We start from the raw sequence: 19,964 nt of genomic DNA on the forward strand, positions 1-19,964 counted from the left end.
GCTTATTTCTGTACTTGGTCTGGCGGCAGGATATTGTCCAAAGATATTTCTTTCTTGGCCTGCATTTCCTTGCGCAGAGCTGCATAGCGTTCGGCAAAGGAAGGCTTGTTCAGCAACTGTTTGGCCATTTCCTTGGCTTCTGTCGTATTCTTCGCCTTCAGCTCCTCTTCCGATGGCGGAACCGTTCCGTTGACATCCACCTTCTCCATCTTCTGTACTTCCCGGCGGCTATCATTGAATATCTTCTTCATATCCTTCGACATAGCCGCTTTCGTCTGCTCATTGACCACACGTGGCGTGATCAATATCATGATTTCCGATTCCTGCTGCGAGTCATTATGATATTTGAACAGCTCGCCAAGAACAGGTATATTGCCTAACAACGGAACCTTGTTGACCGCTTTGTTTTCTGCTGAGTTCAGCAGACCACCAATCGCCATCGTCATACCAGTCGGTATATTTACCATGGTATTGGCCTGACGCGTAATCATCCCCGGCATATTGAAACCGTTGACCGTTACCGCATTAGTCCAGTCCAGACGACTGACGACAGCCTGTATATCTGCCGTAATATTCCCATCGTTATCCACCGTAGGTTTTATCAGATTCAGTTGGATACCATATGGTTTATATTCAACCGATACATTGTTATCACTCTTTACCGGGACCGGAATCTGTCCGCCCACCAATATGCCGGCCGTCTTGCCGCTCATAGTCGTGATATTCGGACGTGAGATAATCCTGGCGCGGCCATCTGTAATCAGTGCATGGATTCGCGCGTTGATCTGCGAGAAATGCGTGTAGAGCCAGTTACGCGTATACCAGTGACTGCCCTTGCTGCGCTGAGCTCCATAAGTCTCACCTGCATAGAATTCGCCTGTCGTTCCTTCCGGCGAGCTGTACTCCATTCCCAGCTTAGCAGCATCATTAGAATTGATTTCAAGAACCATCGCCTCAATGTTTATCTGATCAGGATTTATCATTTCCAGCAGATTCACGACCTTGGCACTGGTATCGATATCTTCCTCGCCTTCAATATCAGTCCCTTGCCCAGCAATGCCGCTCTGTACCTTCTTCATAACTTTATTCTTATTAGCTACGGCATCATCACCGACATAGAGCGAGGCAATCTTGAAGGCCAATTCTTTCTCATACTGGTTCTTGACCCGGCCTTTGAGCAGGACACGGTCGCCGACCATCGTTACCTCTACATGGGGCAGGTCGATAGCCTTTTGGATGATGGACGCAAGGCCCTTATCCTCTTTCGATACCGTAATGCTGTATTCCTGACGCATACCATTCTGCGTCCAGATATTGAGTGTCGTGGTTCCCGGATTGAAGGCTACGACATTCAGTGCACTTGCCCCGAGAATCTTTACATCGGCAATTTTCGGATTGGCCACCGCTACGCGGGTAATGCTGCTGCCCGTATTCATGTAGTACGACTGATTCACCCCCAGCCAGATTGGCTGCACGTAGGCATAGGCAGGAGCTGGTGCAACAACGGCCGCCGTTACTGCTGCCAGTCCGAGGGTGAAGGATTTTTTCCACTGTTCCATCTGCTTAATTTACCCCCACTCTGCTCGAATCTACGCCACGAATGACTTCGATGCCACTACCATAGCTCGGAGCTGCCGGACGTGCCGGAACCGGTGCCGGTGCAGATACTGGAGCAGCTGCCGCCGGACGCGTTACTTGCGGACTTGGAGTTACTTGTGATACTGGAGCCTGCTCCTTCTTATCCCCAGGCATATAGAAGTCCCGATCGAGCGTAAAGATATCGGTGGGATTATACGGACGCAATGCCAGGTAGATGGTTCCCTTCTGCGAGGCAACCGCCAGTTTCAACGCCTCATTGAGCGGCAGGGCCAATGTTGCCGTAGCCATTGCATCCTTCGTGCCCTCAATATTTCCCTCGTTCTTATCCTTTGAATCGTCTTTTTTGATGTCATCAGACTTTACAGCCTGTTCGCCAGTCTTATTGATGCCCAGCAGCAGGACATTCTGCATGAGCACTTCGCCCTTCAGGCCGTCTTCTTTCTTGCCACTTACGACCATGATGTCAACATAGTCGCCAGCCTTGGCAAAACCTGATACACCAGTGATATCCGTGATGGCCACTGAGACAGCGCGGCAGTTTGGCGGTATTGTCCCCGTAAAACCTGCCATGCGCACATCTTTGAATACTTTCTTGTCGGTCAGTATATCGCCTTGCTGGATCGCAGCACAGGTCGGACGGTCAGCCGCCTCAGACACCTCGCTAAACGCTCCTGCCGGCGCAACATCAGCAGGAACTTCGATTACCTTCAGCATCTCCTCCGTAATGACGGTACGCTCTGGTATATCCTGCTTAGCTACTACAACCTTTACCTTGACTTCCTTGGCCGCACTTTCCGCATTGGAATCCACTCCTGATAACGAAAAGAATACGAACAAGCCCATGAAACAACTGAACAAAACCGCCATGATGACCCATTGCCGGTATGTGATCCTGTCCAGCAGATCCTTGAGACTTCCCGATGAGTTTGGTATCTTCAACATCTGCAAAAACTCCCCATCTTTTAATTAGTCTAAAAGTCCCTTATTTATTCTTAATTTTGTCTTAATAACATTTTGAGTATATCATAATTTTTATTATTGTAAACTATTTTTTTATAAATACTCTAATTATTTTTTCTTTCTTACGGGTATTTTTGTCCTTGTAAAATGTATCTTTCCACATAAAATGTATTTTTATGAAACAATGTACCAGATATTTAATTTTCTCTAGCTTTTTGACCACGTTTAGCCGTATAATGGTCTATGAGTAGATTAATATAAAATGAGAAAGGTGTATCCTGTTATGCGTTCATTTTTATTGATTGCCATGACTATCCTCCTAGCTGTTTTAGGCGGTATTGCTGGGAATCGCTGGATTGATAAGCTCTATAAGAAATCACCGGATATCCTCAGTTATCCTGACAGCTGCGCCCGCCGAAGCCATTTTCGCCAGAACTTCATCGCTCCAATCCTCGCCTTCCTGTTTTCCTTCACGGCCTTGCAGCATGGGGATTTCCAACCACTTCAGCTATATTTTTTGATTGGTTTTGAATATTTCCTCATTCTCTATACATTCACGGATTTCGAGCAGCAAGTCATTTTCGATGACATGCTGCTGCCTTTCGCCATCTTTGGCGCGCTCTATACGACCATGTCAGGTTTTTCCATCACGGACCATGCTCTGGCTGCCGTCGTCGGCGGTGCCGTATTCCTGCTGCTGGCTGTGCTAACCCGCGGCGGCATCGGCGGCGGCGACATCAAGCTGGTTGCCGCACTCGGTCTCTGGCTCGGCTCTGATGCACTCCTGACGGTCGTCATCGCCGGACTTTTGCTCGGCGGCATCGTCGCATTGCTGCTGCTCATCACTGGGAAAAAGAAAAGAGGCGAGTATTTCGCCTATGGTCCTTGCTTTACCATAGTCGCTCTACTCGCCGCGTTATCCTGAAACAGGCTGTGCTTTTGCACAGCCTGTTTTTTGTTTGCTTATTCCTATTGGCACCTTGATTCAAGCTCAACGGATACGCATCTCTACAGCCTGCTGACGCAGACGTGCGATGCGCTCGCTGGTTTCCGGATGAGTGCTGAACAGATTTGCCAGCGCCTTGCCCGTGCCCTTGAGCGGGTTAATGATGAACATATGCGCCGTGGCCGGACTAGCATCCTGCATCGGGCGCGCGTGAGTTGCATAATACTCGATCTTCTCGAGGCCATCGGCCAGGAAGTTCGGGTTGCCGCAGATCTCAGCACCGTCGTGGTCAGCCTCATACTCACGCGAACGGCTGATAGCCATCTGGATCAGCATAGCGGCAATCGGTGCGAGGATGATGGTTGCCAGAGCAGCAATCGGATTACCGCCCTCCTCATCATCCGAACGGCCGCCGAAGAACGCCATGAACTGTGCTGCATAGGTGATGACCGTAGCCATCATGGCCGCAATCGTCGACGTCAGGATATCGCGGTTCTTGACATGCGCAAGCTCGTGACCTAGTACACCGGAGAGCTCATTGTAGTCGAGAGCATTCATGATACCCGTAGTAACAGCTACCGCTGCATGATCCGGATTACGCCCCGTAGCAAAGGCATTAGGCACATCAGAGTTGATGATGCAGACCTTTGGCATCGGCAGGTTGGCATTAGCTGCCAGATTCTCTACGAGACCGTAGAGCTGCGGAGCCTCCTCACGCGTCACTTCCTGGGCACTGTAGGCTTTGAGGACCATGGTATCGCTGAACCAGTACGAGAAGAAGTTCATGCCCAGCGACATGATCAGCATGAACATAAGGCCTGTCTTGCCACCAAGCATACCGCCGATGAACATCATGATGGCTGCCAAAAGCACCATCAGCAAAAGGGTTTTAAGGTTATTCATAATAAAGTCACTCCTTTATTTTCTATTTCGATGATTGATATACCAGCCGATGCCGAGAACAGCTGCGACAAATACGATCTTGAGCACCAGCGCATATGGCAGCAGATAGTCGCCCACAGCCTTATCGCCAACCATCAGCGTAGCTGCCGTCCAGCCCAGGATAGCCGCACCGCCGTAGATGAGTGCCGGTACCTTGAGCATGATCATCAGGAAGAACTGCGCCCCGAAAAGCACGATGGGGATGGATATCAACAGACCGCAGATGATAAGGCTCCACTTGCCATCAGGCACGGTATTGGCTACGCCGGCCAGCGACAGGATGTTGTCAATGCTCATGATGAAGTCAGCAATCAGTATGGTCCTTATCGCCGCTCCAAAGCTTGCCGGTGCATCGCCTTCCTCATGACTCTCGCCCTTATGGTCGGTCACGAGTTTCACGGCAATATACAACAGCGCTGCGCCACCAGCAAACTCGATATAGGGAGCAGCCAGTACACTGGTAGCCCCCAGCGTACAGATGATGCGTATGAACACTGCACCGAGTCCGCCAATCAATATCGCCTTCTTGCGGTTGTGTTTCGGCAGATTCTTGCAGGCCAGTGCTATCAGTATGGCATTGTCACCAGATAGCAGCAGATCCAGCAATAGGATGCCTGAGAGCGCTGCAAACCATTCGGGGCTGAACATCCCCGCCAAAATATTTTCCATATCGTCCTCTACAACTCCTTCTTTTTCATACAAAAAGACCTCGTCCTACACGCCGCCCGCAGGCTACTTGTAAGACAAGGTCTTGCTTACTAATCTTAGCCGGCCATACCGGGTGCCATGCACCGTATTGACGATATCTGACCGTTCAGCTACTCCCCTTGTGGAAGTATTCTGTTGTCTTTCTATGGCTATAATATAACATAGCTGAACCGACTTTACAAGTGATAAATATCAAAAAGTCAGCTTATATTTTGATTAAATATCGAGGTTGCGTACGAGTTTGGCGTTTTCCTCGATGAACTGGCGGCGCGGCTCAACCTTATCGCCCATGAGGATCGTGAAGAGCTCATCAGCTGCCTCAGCATCCTCCATATCGACGCGCAGCATCGTGCGGGTCTCCGGGTCCATAGTCGTCTCCCAAAGCTGCTCCGGGTTCATCTCACCCAGACCTTTGTAGCGCTGTACCGTCGTACCGTCACGGCCTACCTCATCGAGTTTCTTGGCCAGCTCTTCATCACTGTAGGTATACCAGTGCTTCTTAGCCTTGCGGATCTGATAGAGAGGCGGCTGGGCAATGAATACATGACCATGCTCAATCAACGGCTTCATGTAACGGTAGAGGAACGTCAGCAGCAGCGTGCGGATATGGGCACCGTCGACATCGGCATCGGTCATGAGGATGATCTTGCCATAACGGCGCTTAGCGATATCGAAATCCTCACTGATTCCCGTACCGAAGGCCGTAATCATCGTACGGATCTCAGCATTAGCGAAAATCTTGTCGAGACGTGCCTTCTCGACGTTGAGGATCTTACCGCGCAGCGGCAGGATAGCCTGGAAGCGGCGATCACGTCCCTGCTTGGCCGAGCCGCCTGCCGAATCACCCTCGACGAGGTAAATCTCGGCCTGCTCCGGATCTTTGACTGAGCAGTCAGCCAGCTTGCCCGGCAAGCTCGATACCTCGAGGGCATTCTTGCGACGCGTGAGCTCGCGGGCTTTGCGTGCCGCTTCGCGGGCACGGGCTGCCATGATAGCCTTCTCGATGACCTTCTTCGTGATGACCGGATTCTCCTCGAAATACTCGGAGAGGCCCTCGGTCACGATGCTGTCGACAATACCGCGAACCTCGCTGTTGCCGAGCTTCGTCTTCGTCTGACCCTCAAACTGCGGCTCGCGGATCTTGAGGCTGATGACACAGGTCAGGCCCTCGCGGACATCATCGCCCGAGAGATTGCCGTCCTTGTCCTTGAGGATGCCCTGCTTGCGCGCAAAGTCGTTGGCCGCACGCGTCAGTGCAAGCTTAAAACCGGCTAAATGCGTGCCGCCTTCCTCCGTATTGATATTATTGACGAAAGAGTAGATATTCTCCTGATAGCTGTCGTTGTACTGCAGCGCAACCTCGACAACCGTATCATCCTTCGAGCCATTGAAGTAGATTGGCTGCGGGTTGATCTTTTCCTTCTTGCGGTTCAGATGCTCGACAAAGGAGCTGATGCCGCCCTCAAAGTGGAACGTCTCCGAACGGACTTCTTCGCCGCGCTCATCATGGAGGGCAATCGTGATGCCATGATTGAGGAATGCGAGCTCACGCAGGCGATGACGCAGCGTCTCATAGCTGTACGTCGTGACCGAGAAGATTTCCGGATCTGGTACGAAGTGGACGCGCGTCCCCGTGGTCTCCGTCTCGCCCGTGACCGTAAGCGGCTGCTTCGTCACGCCGCGCTCAAAGGAGATCTCATGGATCTTGCCATCGCGCTTTACCTGAACATCCATAGACGTCGAAAGTGCATTGACGACCGAAACACCGACGCCATGCAGACCGCCCGACACTTTATAGCCGTCACCGCCGAACTTACCGCCAGCATGCAGCACCGTCAGTACGACCTCAACAGCCGGCATGCCGCTTTCGTGCATGTCAACGGGGATACCACGGCCATTATCGACAACCGTGATGCTGTTATCCTTGTTGATGGTGACATCGATATGATCACAGAATCCAGCCAAAGCCTCATCGATGGAGTTATCGACGACCTCATAGACGAGATGATGCAGGCCGCGCTCCGACGTGCTGCCGATATACATACCTGGACGCATACGGACAGCTTCGAGACCCTCGAGGATCTGGATCTGCTCTGCACCATAGTCAGCATCGACAGCCGTTACAGCCGCGCTTTCCTCATCCGTATGGATTTCGACGCCGGTAGTATCGAGGTCCTTGTCAGCGAACTCATCGACAACAGGCATTTCCTCTGCCGGAGTCAGGTCAATTACTTTCGTTTCCTTGTCATTTGCCATGAAAATCCTACGCTCCCATCATTCCGTATCCGTAATAGCTATATCACGCATCTCTTTGTTATCTGGCTTGTCAGTTGTACCTGACGTATCTATCGTATGGAATGCCAGCTCTGAACGCCGCTTCAGTGTCAGCGGCGAAATAGCCGACAGATAAATCTTGTCCGTGGTTATTATCAGCGACTTGATGGACTCGCCATCTTCTTCGTGACCGAGGACAAGGGTATTTATCACCTTGTCTGCGGCCAGCCCCGCCGCCAGAAGCTCACCGCCCGGTCCATCCTGGAAAAGCGCATAACTCTGGATGGCGATGACGTCCTTCGTCCGCACGGAAACACCATTGCCTAAGTGCAGGAACATCAGCTTTGCCTCTTGCCTTTCTTCCCCAAGGGGATGACCGAGTAACGTTTCGGCGCCTTGTAATCCTTCGGACGATGCAGGTTGAACCGCAGTCCGTAAAGGGTACGCGCAATCTCCTCTTCTGTGAGGTGTTCTGGTGGTAGACAGCGGCAGAGCATGACCAGATTCATCGCCTTGATGCTCGTCTTATCGTTGACATCAACCTCAGATGCCAGCTGCTGCACCATTATTGCGCGCTGCTCATTGAGAAGCTTAGGCGTGCAAAGAGGCACATACTCCTGTACCTCCTTGCAGCGCGCCCAGGGAATATCCCTTAAGACCTGGCGGATAGAAGCCAGCAGCTGTTCGCGCCGTTTCATTGCGCACACCGGGCACCATTTCTTCTCCGGCGGGCATAAAGTACCGCAATCAGTACAGGGATGCCATTTTTTAGCCTCCCGCAGCTTTTCCATCTGCAGATGCTTCTTATACAGCTGCCGCGCCTTGCACGCGATTTCTTGATCCTGCACGGCAGGGCCAAGTTGCTCCGCTGCCTCCGCTTCCTCTGCTGACAGAACTACCTTGCGCCGCTCCCGGCCCCAGTTTTCTTCTGGAGCTGCATGAGCGATACGTATCTCATCGATTTCGGCAGTATCGGGATGCTCCCAGCGCCTGCCGAAAACAATGCCGGTGATCATGCGTTGGCCAGCATAATTGTTGACCATCTGCGTGATCTGCTCCTGCATCATCATTAGCTCATTGCGCAGCGTCGCATTACCACAATAAAGATGCAGGATATCTTTGCGGATGCCCTGCGGTTCAGCATATTTGGCATTAAACTCCCCAACAATATCCGCCCAGTGCCAAAGCACCCAATGGGCATAGAACTTCTTGGCGAATGCTCCGCCCCGGCCCTTGACCCAATGCGGGATGATATCCTTTACTTTCTCCAGCTTTAGATTGCGCTTTGCCATATCCTTACCTCGTAATCTGGCCCGCCTTTACCTGAAAGTAAGTACCGATACGCTCCTGCGGGAAATAGGCCACGTCCGTCGCTGTAATCATCGTCTGGATGCGCTCGCGGCGGATAAACTCCATGAGTTGCTGACGCCGGGTCACATCGAGCTCGCTCATGACATCATCGAGCAGCAGGATAGGGTATTCGCCCGTCTCCGACCGCAGGAATTCCAGCTCAGACAGCTTCAAGGACAACACGCCAGTGCGCTGCTGTCCCTGCGATCCAAACGAGCGCAGATTGATGCCATTGACCGTCAGGATGATATCGTCATGATGAGGGCCACGACTCGTGGAACCACGCAGGATATCGACCTCACGGTGAGATGCAAGCTCTTTATTATACCATGAAGCGAGGTCCTTTGTCATGTCCTCCGGCTCCATGCCATGAATTTCATAGGTGATGGCCAGGTTCTCCTTATTGCCCGAGATACGGCGCTGCATGAGATTAGCCAGCATATTGAGCTTGCGCACAGCCTCCTGACGTTTCTGCGTGATCTTCACAGCACTTTCCACCAGCTGCAGATCCCAGAGATCAAGCATATCGGGTGCTGCCTTGCGCTCTCGGATGCGTTTCAACAGAGTATTGCGCTGGGTAACGATGCGCGTATACTGTTGCAATTCATGATAGTAAGCAGGACTGGCCTGAGATATCTCACCGTCTAAAAAGCGCCGGCGGCCAGCCGGCGCTCCCTTGATCAGGAACAAGTCCTCAGGCGAGAACAGGACGGTATTGATGCTGCCAATAAGTTCCTTGGGACGGATAGGGTGCTCATTCAAGAGTATCCGCCGCCGTTTCTCGCGACTGAACTGGAACTCCAGATGGTTGCCGACCCCCAGGCGGTCAAAATCGAGCTGTACCGATGCAACAGGCTGATCCCAGCATATGAGGTCAGTATCCGTATGCGTGCGATGTGAACGTCCCAGTGACGCATAGTAGACAGCCTCGATGATATTCGTCTTGCCCTGCGCATTCTGTCCTAGAAAGACATTGATATTCTGATCGAAATCAAGTTGCAGCTCTGAATAGTTCCGATAATTTCTTAACTTGATAGAACGTACAAACATTCTTTTTAATCTCCTGTTCGGTTGTGGAGGGCTCAGCCCTTGGCCACCCTCCAGGCACCCATTCCTTCAATCTCGATCACATCACCGGAATGAAGCTTGCGGCGGCGGGCACTTTCTGTCTCGCCATTGCGCTTGATGCGGCGTTCTGCCAAGAGCGCCTTGACCTCGCCCCCAGAAGCCAGTACACCAGCCCATTTCAGGAACTGATCCAGCTGGATCTCTTCGGTATCGATCGTGATATCCTCAATCTGCATGTGTATAACCTCCTGCTGAAAATCAGTGTGCCGTGCGAACCGGCGTCACGATGTAGATAAACTCCTCATCATCAGCCTCACGGACAGCTGCCGGTGACAGCGGCTGGTTGAGCTTGATCTGGCAGGTCTCGCTGTCAACTGTCTTCATGACATCCATGATGTACTTTGCATTGAAGGCAATCGTGAGTTCCGGCCCATCAATGGTTGCTGGAACAGTCTCTTCAGCATTACCGATTTCCGGATTGTTCGAGGTGATATGTACCTGGTTGTTAGCAAATTCGAGTTTGATTATGTTGTAGTCACCAGCACGGGAGATCAGCGAGACACGATCGACAGCAGAGCTGAACTCAGCAGCATTGAGCGTGATTTTCGTAGCAAATTCTGGCGGAAATACACGGCGGTAGTCCGGGAAGGCACCTTCAATAAGACGAGAAGTCATGTAGAGATTCTCGAAAGCAAAACTGATCTGGTTATACGTGCAGGTAATCGTCACATCCGTCGGGATTTCCGAGGTCATATTGTGGAGAAGTTCCTGCAGGATGCGTGATGGGATAATTATCTTGATGTTGCCGATGGACTCATCGAAGGTCTCGAACTTGACGGCCAGGCGATGGGTGTTCGTGGCAGCCATCGTGACTTTCGTGTCAGCGACTTCCAGGTAGCAGCCCGTGAATACTGGGCGTGACTCATCAGTTGAGCAGGCAAAGACCGTTTTCTTGATAAGAGAACGCAGGACATTATCTTTGATCTTGAACTGCAGGTTACCCTCCATTTCCTTGATGGTTGGGAACTCAGCAGCATTCATGCTGAGCAGCGTGAAGTTTGCCTGATTAGACTGGATGTGCACGATTTTCTCTTCACGATTGAAGGAAATAGTGACGCTATCCCCAGGCAGCTTGCGGACAACTTCCTGGAAATAACGTCCGGAAATGGCAATCTGTCCCGGTTCGGCAATTTCCACGGGAATGCGGCAAACCATGCCGATTTCATAATTTGTTGCCTGGAGCTCCAAGATGCCATTTTCTGCTCTAAGATAAATACCTGAAAGGATGGGAGTTTGCGGTTTGCCGGCTGTGGCCTTGGATACGATCTGCAGGGCATTGACTAGTTCGTTTTTGGCACATGTGATTTTCATTTTTGGGCCTCTTTCTTTTTTTTATTATGACTCTAGATATTTTTAAATAAATAGCCGTCGTAGTAGTAGGGCCTGTGGAAATGTTGATAAGCCTGCTCACGACGATTTTATCAACGAGTTAGCTGTGGGTAACATGTTCATAACAAGAGGGGAGGTTATCCACACAATCCACGGTGATAATCTCCCCTCTCATTTATCCACATTCTGTCAACAAGAAATCCGCAAGGCTCTCCACAAAGTTATCCACGACGATTATGTTTATAAGATGATGAAGTCTTCACATCTTCTGGATGCGCTCGACAAGCTCGGTCAGGATGCTGCCGAGCTTCTTGTCCGACTCCTTTTCCTTGCTGATCTTATCGCAGGCGTGCAGGACCGTCGTATGGTCGCGGCCGCCAAAGAAGTTGCCGATCTGCGGCAGTGATGTATCAGTAAGCTCGCGGCAGAGGTACATCGCAATCTGACGCGGATAGGCGATACTGCGTGTGCGCTTCTTGGCATGCAGGTCATCAATCTTGATCTTGAAATAAGAGGCGACGATTTCCTGGATGACTTCCATCGTGACTTCCTTCGTCTTGTTATTCGGGAAGACATCCTTGAGAGCCTCGGCGACGAGATCCGTCGTGACCGGACGCTTGATCAGCGAGGCGTAAGCGACAACGCGGGTCAGTGCGCCTTCGAGCTCACGGATGTTGCTGTCGATGCGGCTGGCAATATAGACCATGACATCATTCGGCACGCTGAAATGGTCGAGCTGCGCCTTGTTCTTGAGGATAGCGATACGCGTCTCAAGATCCGGTGCCTGGATATCGGTGATGAGACCCCACTCGAAGCGGGAGCGCAGGCGGTCTTCCAGGCGCTCGACTTCTCGCGGCGGACGGTCGGAGGACAGGATGATCTGCTTCTGGGCGTCGTGCAGCGTGTTGAATGTATGGAAGAACTCCTCCTGCGTACTGGTCTTGCCAGACAGGAACTGGACATCGTCGACGAGCAATACGTCGATATTGCGGTATTTCTGGCGGAATTTCTCTGCCGTACCTTCCTGGATGCTGCGGATGATCTCATTGGTGAACTGCTCACTGGAGACATAGAGAACACGCATTTCAGGATGGTTCTGCAGGACCCGGTTGCCGATGGCATGCATCAGATGTGTCTTGCCGAGGCCGACACCGCCGTACATGAAGAACGGGTTGTAGACCTTGCCTGGCGACTCAGCGACGGCCATGGCAGCGGCATGAGCAAAGCGGTTGCTGCTGCCGGTTACGAAGGTATCGAAGGTATATTTTGGATTCAGCGAGGAGCTGTCACCTGCTGCCATGATGTGCATGTCGTTTGTCTCAGCAGGGGCGCTGGTGCCGTTGCCTTCTTGGAATAGCGTTCCCTGATCGGGATTTTCGCCCTTGAGCGGGCGGCGTACCGGTTCAGCCGGTTCTTCGTTCTCCTCTGGCTTCTCGGCTTCGATGACTTTCATGACAATCTTATGAGGGGCACCAAGTACGTCTGCGACGGCATCCTCGAGGATTGTCAGATAATGGCTCGTGATCCACTCCTTGGACATGGCGTTCTGTGCGCCCAGGACGAGTTCGGATTCGGTCAGGGAGAGTGGTTTGACCGGATTGAGCCATTTGAAGGCAGATGCTGCGAGCTGTTCCTTCATATTATCGAGAATCTGCTCCCAGACTGCCTGCAGCTGTGATTGCTCCATTAAAATAACCCTTTCTGCTTATAGAATATGTAGAAAGCTTTTTCCACAGGTGTATAATTTTATCCACATTTTTATCCACACATGTGGATAACTGAAGGTATTCCCAGGAGAAGAGGCGGGAATTGCAGATAATATATATAGATAGTCTTTTTCGCTATTTTTCGTTGCCTGTGGAGTTTTCCGCACAATAATCAACAATATCTTATCAGAATAAAACTAAGTTATCAACAGTTTTTCGTGGATAAAGTGCTGATAGTGGGCAATTTATCCACACTTTCAAGGAAAAAATGCACAGAGATAATCTTGACACCATCTGGGCGACAAGATATAATTTACAGTGATTCTTAGTGCGGGGGCATCCCTGCGCTTCGCATGAACTCGATCTGATGCTTTTTGCTTCTATACGAAAAGTCAGAAATTAGAATAAGGAGGTGTTTAACGAATGAAACAGACTTACCAGCCGAACAACCATTGGAGAAAGCAGACTCATGGCTTCCGTGAGCGCATGAAGACGAAAGGCGGCCGTCTCGTTCTGAAGAGAAGACGCCAGCGCGGTAGAAAGAAGCTTTCGGCATAAATTTTACAGTAAGGTCACTTTATGTGGCCTTTTCTTTTAGTTATCAGGTATTTTCGGATAGTTGTCCGAAGTGTTATTATAGATTTTGGTGAAGTTACGAATGCTTACATTACCGAGAAAGCGAATGCTCAAGCGCCGCAGTGATTTCCAGCGGGTATATCGCACCGGACGATCTTGGGCAAACCGGTATTTTGTGCTGTATGTCTTTGAGTCGGATTACCTTGACGGCAAGGTAGGATTTGCTGCTGGCAAGAAGCTCGGCTGTGCTGTCGTGCGTAACCGGGTCAAGCGCCTGCTGCGTGAGAGCTATCGCAAGAATCAGTCTGAGATAAAGCCTGGACTTGCTTTGCTGCTGGTAGGCCGCAAGGCGATGGTTGACGTCAAATGTGATGTAGTCGAGAAGGCTTTTGTCTCGCTGGGACGCCGGGCAGGTATCTTTGAGGGGACAGAGCCTCATGGTAGAAAGAAGGGCAGAGAATGAAGAAAGTGCTGCTGCTGCTTATAAAGTTCTATCGCAACTTTATTTCGCCGCTGAAGCCGCCTTCCTGCCGGTATATTCCGACATGTTCGGAGTATGCCATGATTGCAATCGAAAGATATGGAGCATGTCGTGGCGGCTGGCTCGCTGTAAAGCGCATCCTTCGCTGTCATCCCTTCCATAAGGGCGGCTATGATCCTGTCCCATAAGTTGAAGTTTTTGGTTAGAGTTTTAGATTAGGACGTGATGGTTTGGGTTTCTTTGGAACGTTATTTGCACCGATTGAGAATCTCCTGCACTTTGTGCTCGAGACGTTATATTCACTGACGGACCTTGCCGGTGTTGGCAGCTATGGTCTGGCAATCATCCTGTTGACGGTTATCATCAAGATGCTGCTGTATCCTTTGACGGTCAAGCAGGTAAAATCGATGAAGGCGATGCAGGAATTGTCGCCGAAGATGAAGAAGATACAGGAGAAATACAAGGACAATCCGCAGGTCATGCAGCAGAAGATTGGCGCCCTCTACAAGGATGCTGGTGTCAATCCGCTGGCAGGCTGCCTGCCGCTTTTGATCCAGATGCCGATCCTGATGGGCATGTACTATGCGCTGTTCAACTTCACATATCCGTCGGCTGAGGCGGCAAAGTTCCTCTGGCTGCCGAGCATGTCGGAGGCTGACCCGCTCTATATCCTGCCAATCCTGTCGGCATTGACGACGTTCTTGCAGCAGAAGATGACGACGACGGAAATGAATCAGCAGATGAAGATCATGATGACGGTAATGCCGCTCTTTATCGGTTGGATCAGCTTGTCTTTCCCGTCTGGCCTTGTCCTGTACTGGGTAACGATGAACGTGGTACAGATTGTCCAGCAGTGGTGGATGTACCGTGGTGAGGACAGCAAGAAGGAGGCTGCCTGATATGGCAGAAGTATTGGAAACATCCGGTAAGACTGTAGACGCTGCGCTGCAGGCAGCATTATCCGAGCTTGGTGTCAGTGCTGCACAGGTAGATTATGAGGTAATCGAGCAGCCGTCGAATGGTTTCTTTGGCTTGTTCGGCACGAAACCAGCTCGCATCCGCGTCACAGTGAAAGAGCTGTCGGCAGTGGTTGATAAGGCCGCTAGTCCGGCTGCCGAGCCGCCGAAAGATATGCTGGTAGAGACAGCAGCTGCTGAGCCTGCCATGCAGGTGTCGCTTGAGGAGCAGACTAAGCGTGCTGAGAAGTTCCTGCGCGAAGTGTTTGCGGCCATGAAGCTCGATGTTGAGATTGAGCGGGGAGAGTCTGAGGAAGGCGTCCTGTTTCATCTGATCGGCAAGAACCTTGGTATCCTGATTGGCAAGCATGGCCAGACTCTTGATTCGCTGCAGTATCTGGCTAATCTCGCGGCTAACCGCGGCATTTCAGAGAATCGTGCGCGCATCATCATCGATATCGAGGATTATCGTTCGCGCCGTGAGGAGACGCTGCAACGCTTGGCTGGTCACTTAGCAGATAAGGCTTGTCGCATCGGTGAGGAAATCCATCTTGAGCCGATGAATCGCCATGAGCGCAAGATCATCCATATGGCTCTGCAGGAGAATCGCCGGGTAATGACCTATAGTGCTGGTGACGAGCCGCGCCGCTATGTGGTAATCGCACCGAAGCGCCGCCGTCGTTCACGCAGACGTGGCAGCGAGCGCGAAGACGAAGAATAATATTTGCTTTAGCAAGAGAGCTGTGAAAGGGCTGTCTCATTTTGAGGCTGCCCTTTTGTGTATATATGAGGAGGCAGTATGCAACAGTCAGATACTATAAGTGCCATTGCGACCGCGCAGGGCGAGGGTGGTATTGGCATCATACGCATAAGTGGAGAAAAGGCTATAGAGGTAGCCGATACGGTATTTCGGGCGGCAAGTGGCAGGAAACTGGCCGATTATGAGACACAGCGGGCCGTATTCGGCCATATTGTCGATGCGGATGAAGAGACCGTCGATGAGGCGATGGTACTGCTGATGCGGGCGCCGCATTCCTATACGAAGGAAGATGTGGTGGAGCTGCAGTGCCATGGTGGCGTGATGCCGCTGCGGAAGACACTATCACTTACCTGGCAGGCTGGTGCAAGACCCGCTGAGCGCGGCGAGTTTACCAAGCGTGCCTTCCTGAATGGACGCTTAGATCTCATGCAGGCACAGGCGGTAATGGACGTCATAAGTGCCAAGACGAAAAAGTCGCTCAAGATGGCCTCGGGACATCTGTCTGGTCATTTTTCGGCAGGAATCAAGGCAATGCGTCATGAGATACTGGGCATGATTGCGCATCTTGAGGCGGCCATTGACTTTCCTGAGGATGAAGTCGATGATGTGGTGACAGACGATGTTGAGCGAAATGTGGTTGAGGTACGCAACAAGATCCGCAAGCTCCTGAAGACGGCCAATACAGGACGCATCCTTAGGGATGGTCTTATGACGGCTATCGTCGGCAAACCGAACGTTGGCAAGTCGTCGCTTTTAAACGCCCTGCTGCGTGAGGAAAGGGCCATCGTAACGGATATCCCGGGAACGACGCGTGATTCCATCGAGGAATATGCCAATATCGGCGGCGTACCGTTGCGCATCATCGATACGGCCGGTATCCGCGCGACTGACGATGTGGTTGAACAGATCGGTGTCGACAAGGCACGTGCCTATGTTGATAAAGCATCGCTGGTACTGGCCTTGTTTGATGGCTCGCGGGAGTTCATGGAGGAGGATGAAGAGATCCTGAGCTTGATTGAGGGCAAAGAGGCATTGGTACTGCTCAATAAGACGGATTTGAATGAAGTACTGTCCGTAGAAATGCTGGCTGAGCGTACCAAGGCACCAGTTATTGCCATTTCGACGGTCACGGAACATGGCTTGGATGAACTGGCAGCGGCTATCACGAAGAAAGTCTATGACAGTGGCCTTGCTGACAGCGATGAGGGCGGTTTTGTCAATGACGAACGACAGGTAGAGATCCTGCGCCGGACTGATGAGCATCTGGCTGCCGCGCTGCGCACGATTGGCGCTGGCATGGGGCTTGATTTCATCTCGATTGACCTGCGCTCAGCCTGGGAAAAGCTCGGAGAGCTGACTGGCGAGACGGTGGGGGAGGATATCATCAATGAGATATTCTCGAAGTTCTGTATCGGTAAATAATATTCCTTTGAAGGAAAGGTGAATATATATTGGATAAGAATATCTTTACGGCTGGCAGCTACGATGTCATTGTCGTCGGTGCTGGTCATGCTGGTGTCGAAGCAGCACTGGCGGCAGCCCGCATTGGTTGCCAGACGCTCTTGGCAACGCTTTCAATGGACAATATCGCGATGATGCCCTGCAATCCATCGGTAGGCGGCCCTGCCAAGGGACACCTGGTGCGTGAGCTGGATGCGCTCGGCGGTGAAATGGGGGTAAATGCAGACAAGACCTGCATACAGTTCCGCATGCTCAATACGGGCAAAGGCCCGGCCGTCCATGCACTGCGTGCGCAGGCTGATAAAAAGCTTTATCAGTATACGATGAAGGAAACCTGCGAAAAGACGGAGAATCTTGACGTCAAGCAGATCCTTATCGACAAGCTGCTGGTCGAGGACGGCGTGGTCAAGGGCGTGCAGGTTGAGACTGGCGAAATCTATACGGGCAAGGCTGTCATCATGGCGACGGGAACATATCTGAAGGGGCGCATCATCATTGGTGAGCATACCTATACGGGGGGCCCGAATGGCCAGCGGGCTGCGATGAAGTTTTCGGATTCACTGCAGGCGGCAGGCGTGAAACTCATGCGATTCAAGACCGGTACGCCAGCGCGTGTCGATGCGCGTACCCTTGACTACGACAAGATGGAGATTCAGCCGGGGGATGAAGAGTGCCGCAATTTCTCATTCATGAGTGATACGGTGACGCGTGAGCAGACGCCGTGCTGGCTTACCTATACGAATGAGGAAACCCATAAGATCCTGCGGGATAACATGCATCGGGCACCGATGGCCAACGGTATAATTGAAGGTATCGGCCCGCGCTACTGCCCGTCCATCGAGACGAAGATCCTGCGATTCCCGGATAAGCAGCGCCATCAGCTGTTCCTGGAGCCGGAGGGACTCCATACCAACGAAGTCTATGTACAGGGCATGTCGACGAGCATGCCGATGGATGTGCAGCTGGAGTTCCTGCATACGATTCCAGGGCTGGAACATGCCAAAGTCATGCGTGCAGGCTATGCCATCGAGTATGACTGCATCGATCCGACTCAGCTCAAGCCGACACTTGAATTCAAGGCGATAAAGGGCTTTTTCTCGGCCGGACAGGCTAATGGTACCTCGGGGTATGAGGAAGCTGCTGCGCAGGGGATCATCGCCGGTATCAATGCAGCAATGTTCGTAAAGGGCGAGGAGTCACTGGTCTTGAAACGCAGCGACGCCTATATCGGCGTGCTCATCGATGATTTAGTGACGAAGGGCACCAGTGAGCCATACCGCATCATGACGAGCCGGGCTGAGTACCGTCTTTTGCTGCGTCAGGACAATGCCGATGCACGGCTTACGCCGCTCGGACGCCGCGTCGGTCTTGTGCAGGATGACCGTTGGGAGCGGTTCACACAAAAACAAGGGGCCATCAAAGAAGCGATGGAATATCTGCGGAAGAATTCTATCAATCCGACTCAGGAAATCAAGGAGAAATTGTCTGCCGCTGGCATTGAGCCGATTCGCAATGCGACGAGTTTCTATGAACTGCTGCGCCGGCCAGAGGTCGACTACGCAAAGCTGCAGTCAGTATTTGACCTGCCTGAGCTTGCCGATGAAGTGCGCCAGCAGGTCGAGATCTCGATAACCTATGAAGGCTATATACAGAAACAGCTCGAACAGGTTGAGCATATGGAAAAACTCGAGGAGAAACTGCTGCCTGAAGATATCGATTACAGTCAGGTGCCGAGCTTGCGCGATGAGGGCCGGGAGAAACTGGCTAAGATTCGTCCGCGCTCGGTCGGTCAGGCCAGCCGCATCAGTGGCGTTTCGCCCGCAGATATCTCGGTGCTGCTCGTATGGCTGGAACAGCAGCGTCGGTTGGGACGATGAGATTAGGAGAAAAACATGTTTATAGATGAAATGAGACAGGCAGCGGCAGAATATGGCTTGGAGCTGTCGGAGACGCAGCTTGTGCAGTTCAATCGCTACTATGAACTGCTCGTCGAGTGGAATAAGGTCATGAATCTCACTGCTATCACAGAGCCGCATGAGGTAGCTGTCAAGCATATGATTGATTCGTTGACGGCCTATGATGAGGAACTGTTTACGGACGGGGCAACGGTCATCGATGTTGGCACTGGCGCTGGCTTTCCGGGATTGCCGCTGAAGATTTTCGCACCCCATATCAAGCTGACTCTGATGGATTCGCTAAATAAGCGCGTCAAATTCCTGCAGACTGTTGTCGATGAACTTGGCCTTACCGATGTCAGCTGTGTTCATGCTCGTGCCGAAGAAGGTGCGCGCAACAAAACCTATCGCGAGCAGTTCGACATTGCCGTATCGCGTGCTGTGGCTAGACTGCCGGTACTCTGTGAATATTGTATGCCGTTCGTGAAACGCGGCGGCCATTTCCTGGCCCTCAAGGGCATGCAGTATCAGGAGGAACAGCAGGAGGCTGTAAAGGCCATCAAGGTAATGGGGGGCAGTGAGACAAAGACGCGCTCTGTCAAATTGCCAGGTCTCGACGACGTTCGTGCTGTCATCGACATCACCAAGGGAATGCCAACACCAAAAGCCTACCCGCGCAAAGCTGGCACACCCGCGAAGAATCCGTTATAAAAATGTTTCACGTGAAACGTCCTTGGAATTTATAGTCCAAGGGCGTTTTTATATTGTGATATTTGGAGAGGTGAGTTGTTGTAAGGAAAATTGCAGTTTGTCTGTCAGTGCGCGATTACAATAAGCTTGCTGCAGCTCAGCTTGGGTGAGGGTGGGTGCACTTTTTCTCCGCTCCGCTAAAT

At 51.7% G+C, this 19,964-nt stretch carries 20 protein-coding genes; 9 read left to right on the forward strand and 11 right to left on the reverse strand.

The features are described from left to right. Positions 1 to 2: 2 nt before the first annotated feature. Together BM322_RS08435 and cpaB are read right to left on the reverse strand one after the other, a co-directional pair. Complete coding sequence (locus BM322_RS08435; protein ID WP_075429603.1) at positions 3 to 1,559, reverse strand: type II and III secretion system protein family protein; 1,557 nt, start codon at positions 1,557 to 1,559, stop codon at positions 3 to 5. Between the two features lie 4 nt (positions 1,560 to 1,563). Then, a complete protein-coding gene (cpaB, locus tag BM322_RS08440; protein WP_075429604.1) occupies positions 1,564 to 2,541 on the reverse strand; it encodes a Flp pilus assembly protein CpaB in 978 nt (325 codons plus the stop codon). Positions 2,542 to 2,842: 301 nt separating this feature from the next. On the opposite strand from cpaB, the gene BM322_RS08445 reads away from it, so the two are divergent. Further along, positions 2,843 to 3,484 (forward strand): A24 family peptidase, encoded by a 642-nt coding sequence (locus BM322_RS08445; protein WP_318254574.1) that lies wholly within the window; start codon positions 2,843 to 2,845, stop codon positions 3,482 to 3,484. A 66-nt stretch (positions 3,485 to 3,550) separates the two neighbouring features. On the opposite strand, the gene htpX is transcribed toward BM322_RS08445, so the two are convergent. From htpX to dnaA, 9 genes are all read right to left on the reverse strand, one after another. After that, on the reverse strand, positions 3,551 to 4,408 hold the full coding sequence (htpX, locus tag BM322_RS08450) for a zinc metalloprotease HtpX (protein ID WP_075429607.1): 858 nt from the start codon (positions 4,406 to 4,408) through the stop codon (positions 3,551 to 3,553). 15 nt (positions 4,409 to 4,423) lie between these two features. Beyond that, entirely contained in the window at positions 4,424 to 5,116 is a 693-nt protein-coding gene (locus BM322_RS08455) for a YjbE family putative metal transport protein (protein WP_075429647.1), read from the reverse strand. 255 nt (positions 5,117 to 5,371) lie between these two features. Further along, positions 5,372 to 7,411: a DNA topoisomerase (ATP-hydrolyzing) subunit B gene (gyrB, locus tag BM322_RS08460; protein ID WP_075429609.1), complete on the reverse strand. Its 2,040-nt coding sequence runs from the start codon at positions 7,409 to 7,411 to the stop codon at positions 5,372 to 5,374. An 18-nt stretch (positions 7,412 to 7,429) separates the two neighbouring features. Then, complete coding sequence (remB, locus tag BM322_RS08465; RefSeq protein WP_075429611.1) at positions 7,430 to 7,768, reverse strand: extracellular matrix regulator RemB; 339 nt, start codon at positions 7,766 to 7,768, stop codon at positions 7,430 to 7,432. Next, positions 7,768 to 8,721, reverse strand: coding sequence for a DUF721 domain-containing protein (locus BM322_RS08470; protein WP_075429613.1), 954 nt, complete (start codon positions 8,719 to 8,721; stop codon positions 7,768 to 7,770). Before BM322_RS08470 ends, remB begins: the two co-directional genes overlap by 1 nt. A 4-nt stretch (positions 8,722 to 8,725) precedes the next feature. Further along, positions 8,726 to 9,829 carry a DNA replication/repair protein RecF gene (gene recF / locus BM322_RS08475; RefSeq protein ID WP_075429616.1) on the reverse strand — a complete coding sequence of 368 codons (1,104 nt, stop codon included), beginning with the start codon at positions 9,827 to 9,829 and terminating at the stop codon, positions 8,726 to 8,728. Between the two features lie 32 nt (positions 9,830 to 9,861). Beyond that, positions 9,862 to 10,083: an RNA-binding S4 domain-containing protein gene (locus BM322_RS08480; protein WP_177220846.1), complete on the reverse strand. Its 222-nt coding sequence runs from the start codon at positions 10,081 to 10,083 to the stop codon at positions 9,862 to 9,864. A gap of 22 nt (positions 10,084 to 10,105) precedes the next feature. Continuing rightward, on the reverse strand, positions 10,106 to 11,218 hold the full coding sequence (dnaN, locus tag BM322_RS08485; RefSeq protein WP_075429618.1) for a DNA polymerase III subunit beta: 1,113 nt from the start codon (positions 11,216 to 11,218) through the stop codon (positions 10,106 to 10,108). A gap of 277 nt (positions 11,219 to 11,495) precedes the next feature. Continuing rightward, on the reverse strand, positions 11,496 to 12,923 hold the full coding sequence (gene dnaA, locus BM322_RS08490; RefSeq protein ID WP_075429621.1) for a chromosomal replication initiator protein DnaA: 1,428 nt from the start codon (positions 12,921 to 12,923) through the stop codon (positions 11,496 to 11,498). Between the two features lie 442 nt (positions 12,924 to 13,365). Between dnaA and rpmH the strand changes: the two genes are divergently transcribed. The 8 genes from rpmH (at position 13,366) to rsmG (ending at position 19,782) form a co-directional block, all read left to right on the forward strand. Next, positions 13,366 to 13,500 carry a 50S ribosomal protein L34 gene (gene rpmH, locus BM322_RS08495; protein WP_075429623.1) on the forward strand — a complete coding sequence of 45 codons (135 nt, stop codon included), beginning with the start codon at positions 13,366 to 13,368 and terminating at the stop codon, positions 13,498 to 13,500. 100 nt (positions 13,501 to 13,600) lie between these two features. Next, positions 13,601 to 13,981: a ribonuclease P protein component gene (gene rnpA, locus BM322_RS08500; RefSeq protein WP_075429625.1), complete on the forward strand. Its 381-nt coding sequence runs from the start codon at positions 13,601 to 13,603 to the stop codon at positions 13,979 to 13,981. Beyond that, positions 13,978 to 14,187, forward strand: a complete 210-nt coding sequence (gene yidD, locus BM322_RS08505; RefSeq protein ID WP_075429627.1) for a membrane protein insertion efficiency factor YidD — start codon at positions 13,978 to 13,980, stop codon at positions 14,185 to 14,187. Before rnpA ends, yidD begins: the two co-directional genes overlap by 4 nt. Before the next feature lie 42 nt (positions 14,188 to 14,229). Continuing rightward, positions 14,230 to 14,898 carry a YidC/Oxa1 family membrane protein insertase gene (locus BM322_RS08510; protein WP_075429629.1) on the forward strand — a complete coding sequence of 223 codons (669 nt, stop codon included), beginning with the start codon at positions 14,230 to 14,232 and terminating at the stop codon, positions 14,896 to 14,898. Position 14,899: 1 nt separating this feature from the next. Then, complete coding sequence (gene jag / locus BM322_RS08515; RefSeq protein WP_075429631.1) at positions 14,900 to 15,676, forward strand: RNA-binding cell elongation regulator Jag/EloR; 777 nt, start codon at positions 14,900 to 14,902, stop codon at positions 15,674 to 15,676. A gap of 78 nt (positions 15,677 to 15,754) precedes the next feature. Further along, on the forward strand, positions 15,755 to 17,137 hold the full coding sequence (gene mnmE, locus BM322_RS08520; RefSeq protein ID WP_075429633.1) for a tRNA uridine-5-carboxymethylaminomethyl(34) synthesis GTPase MnmE: 1,383 nt from the start codon (positions 15,755 to 15,757) through the stop codon (positions 17,135 to 17,137). Between the two features lie 41 nt (positions 17,138 to 17,178). After that, positions 17,179 to 19,053 (forward strand): tRNA uridine-5-carboxymethylaminomethyl(34) synthesis enzyme MnmG, encoded by a 1,875-nt coding sequence (gene mnmG / locus BM322_RS08525; protein WP_075429652.1) that lies wholly within the window; start codon positions 17,179 to 17,181, stop codon positions 19,051 to 19,053. Between the two features lie 15 nt (positions 19,054 to 19,068). Then, positions 19,069 to 19,782 carry a 16S rRNA (guanine(527)-N(7))-methyltransferase RsmG gene (gene rsmG, locus BM322_RS08530; RefSeq protein WP_075429635.1) on the forward strand — a complete coding sequence of 238 codons (714 nt, stop codon included), beginning with the start codon at positions 19,069 to 19,071 and terminating at the stop codon, positions 19,780 to 19,782. Positions 19,783 to 19,964 lie beyond the last annotated feature (182 nt).

This window comes from Selenomonas sp. GACV-9, assembly GCA_900116485.1.
Taxonomy (GTDB): Bacteria; Bacillota; Negativicutes; order Selenomonadales; family Selenomonadaceae; genus Selenomonas_A; species Selenomonas_A ruminantium_G.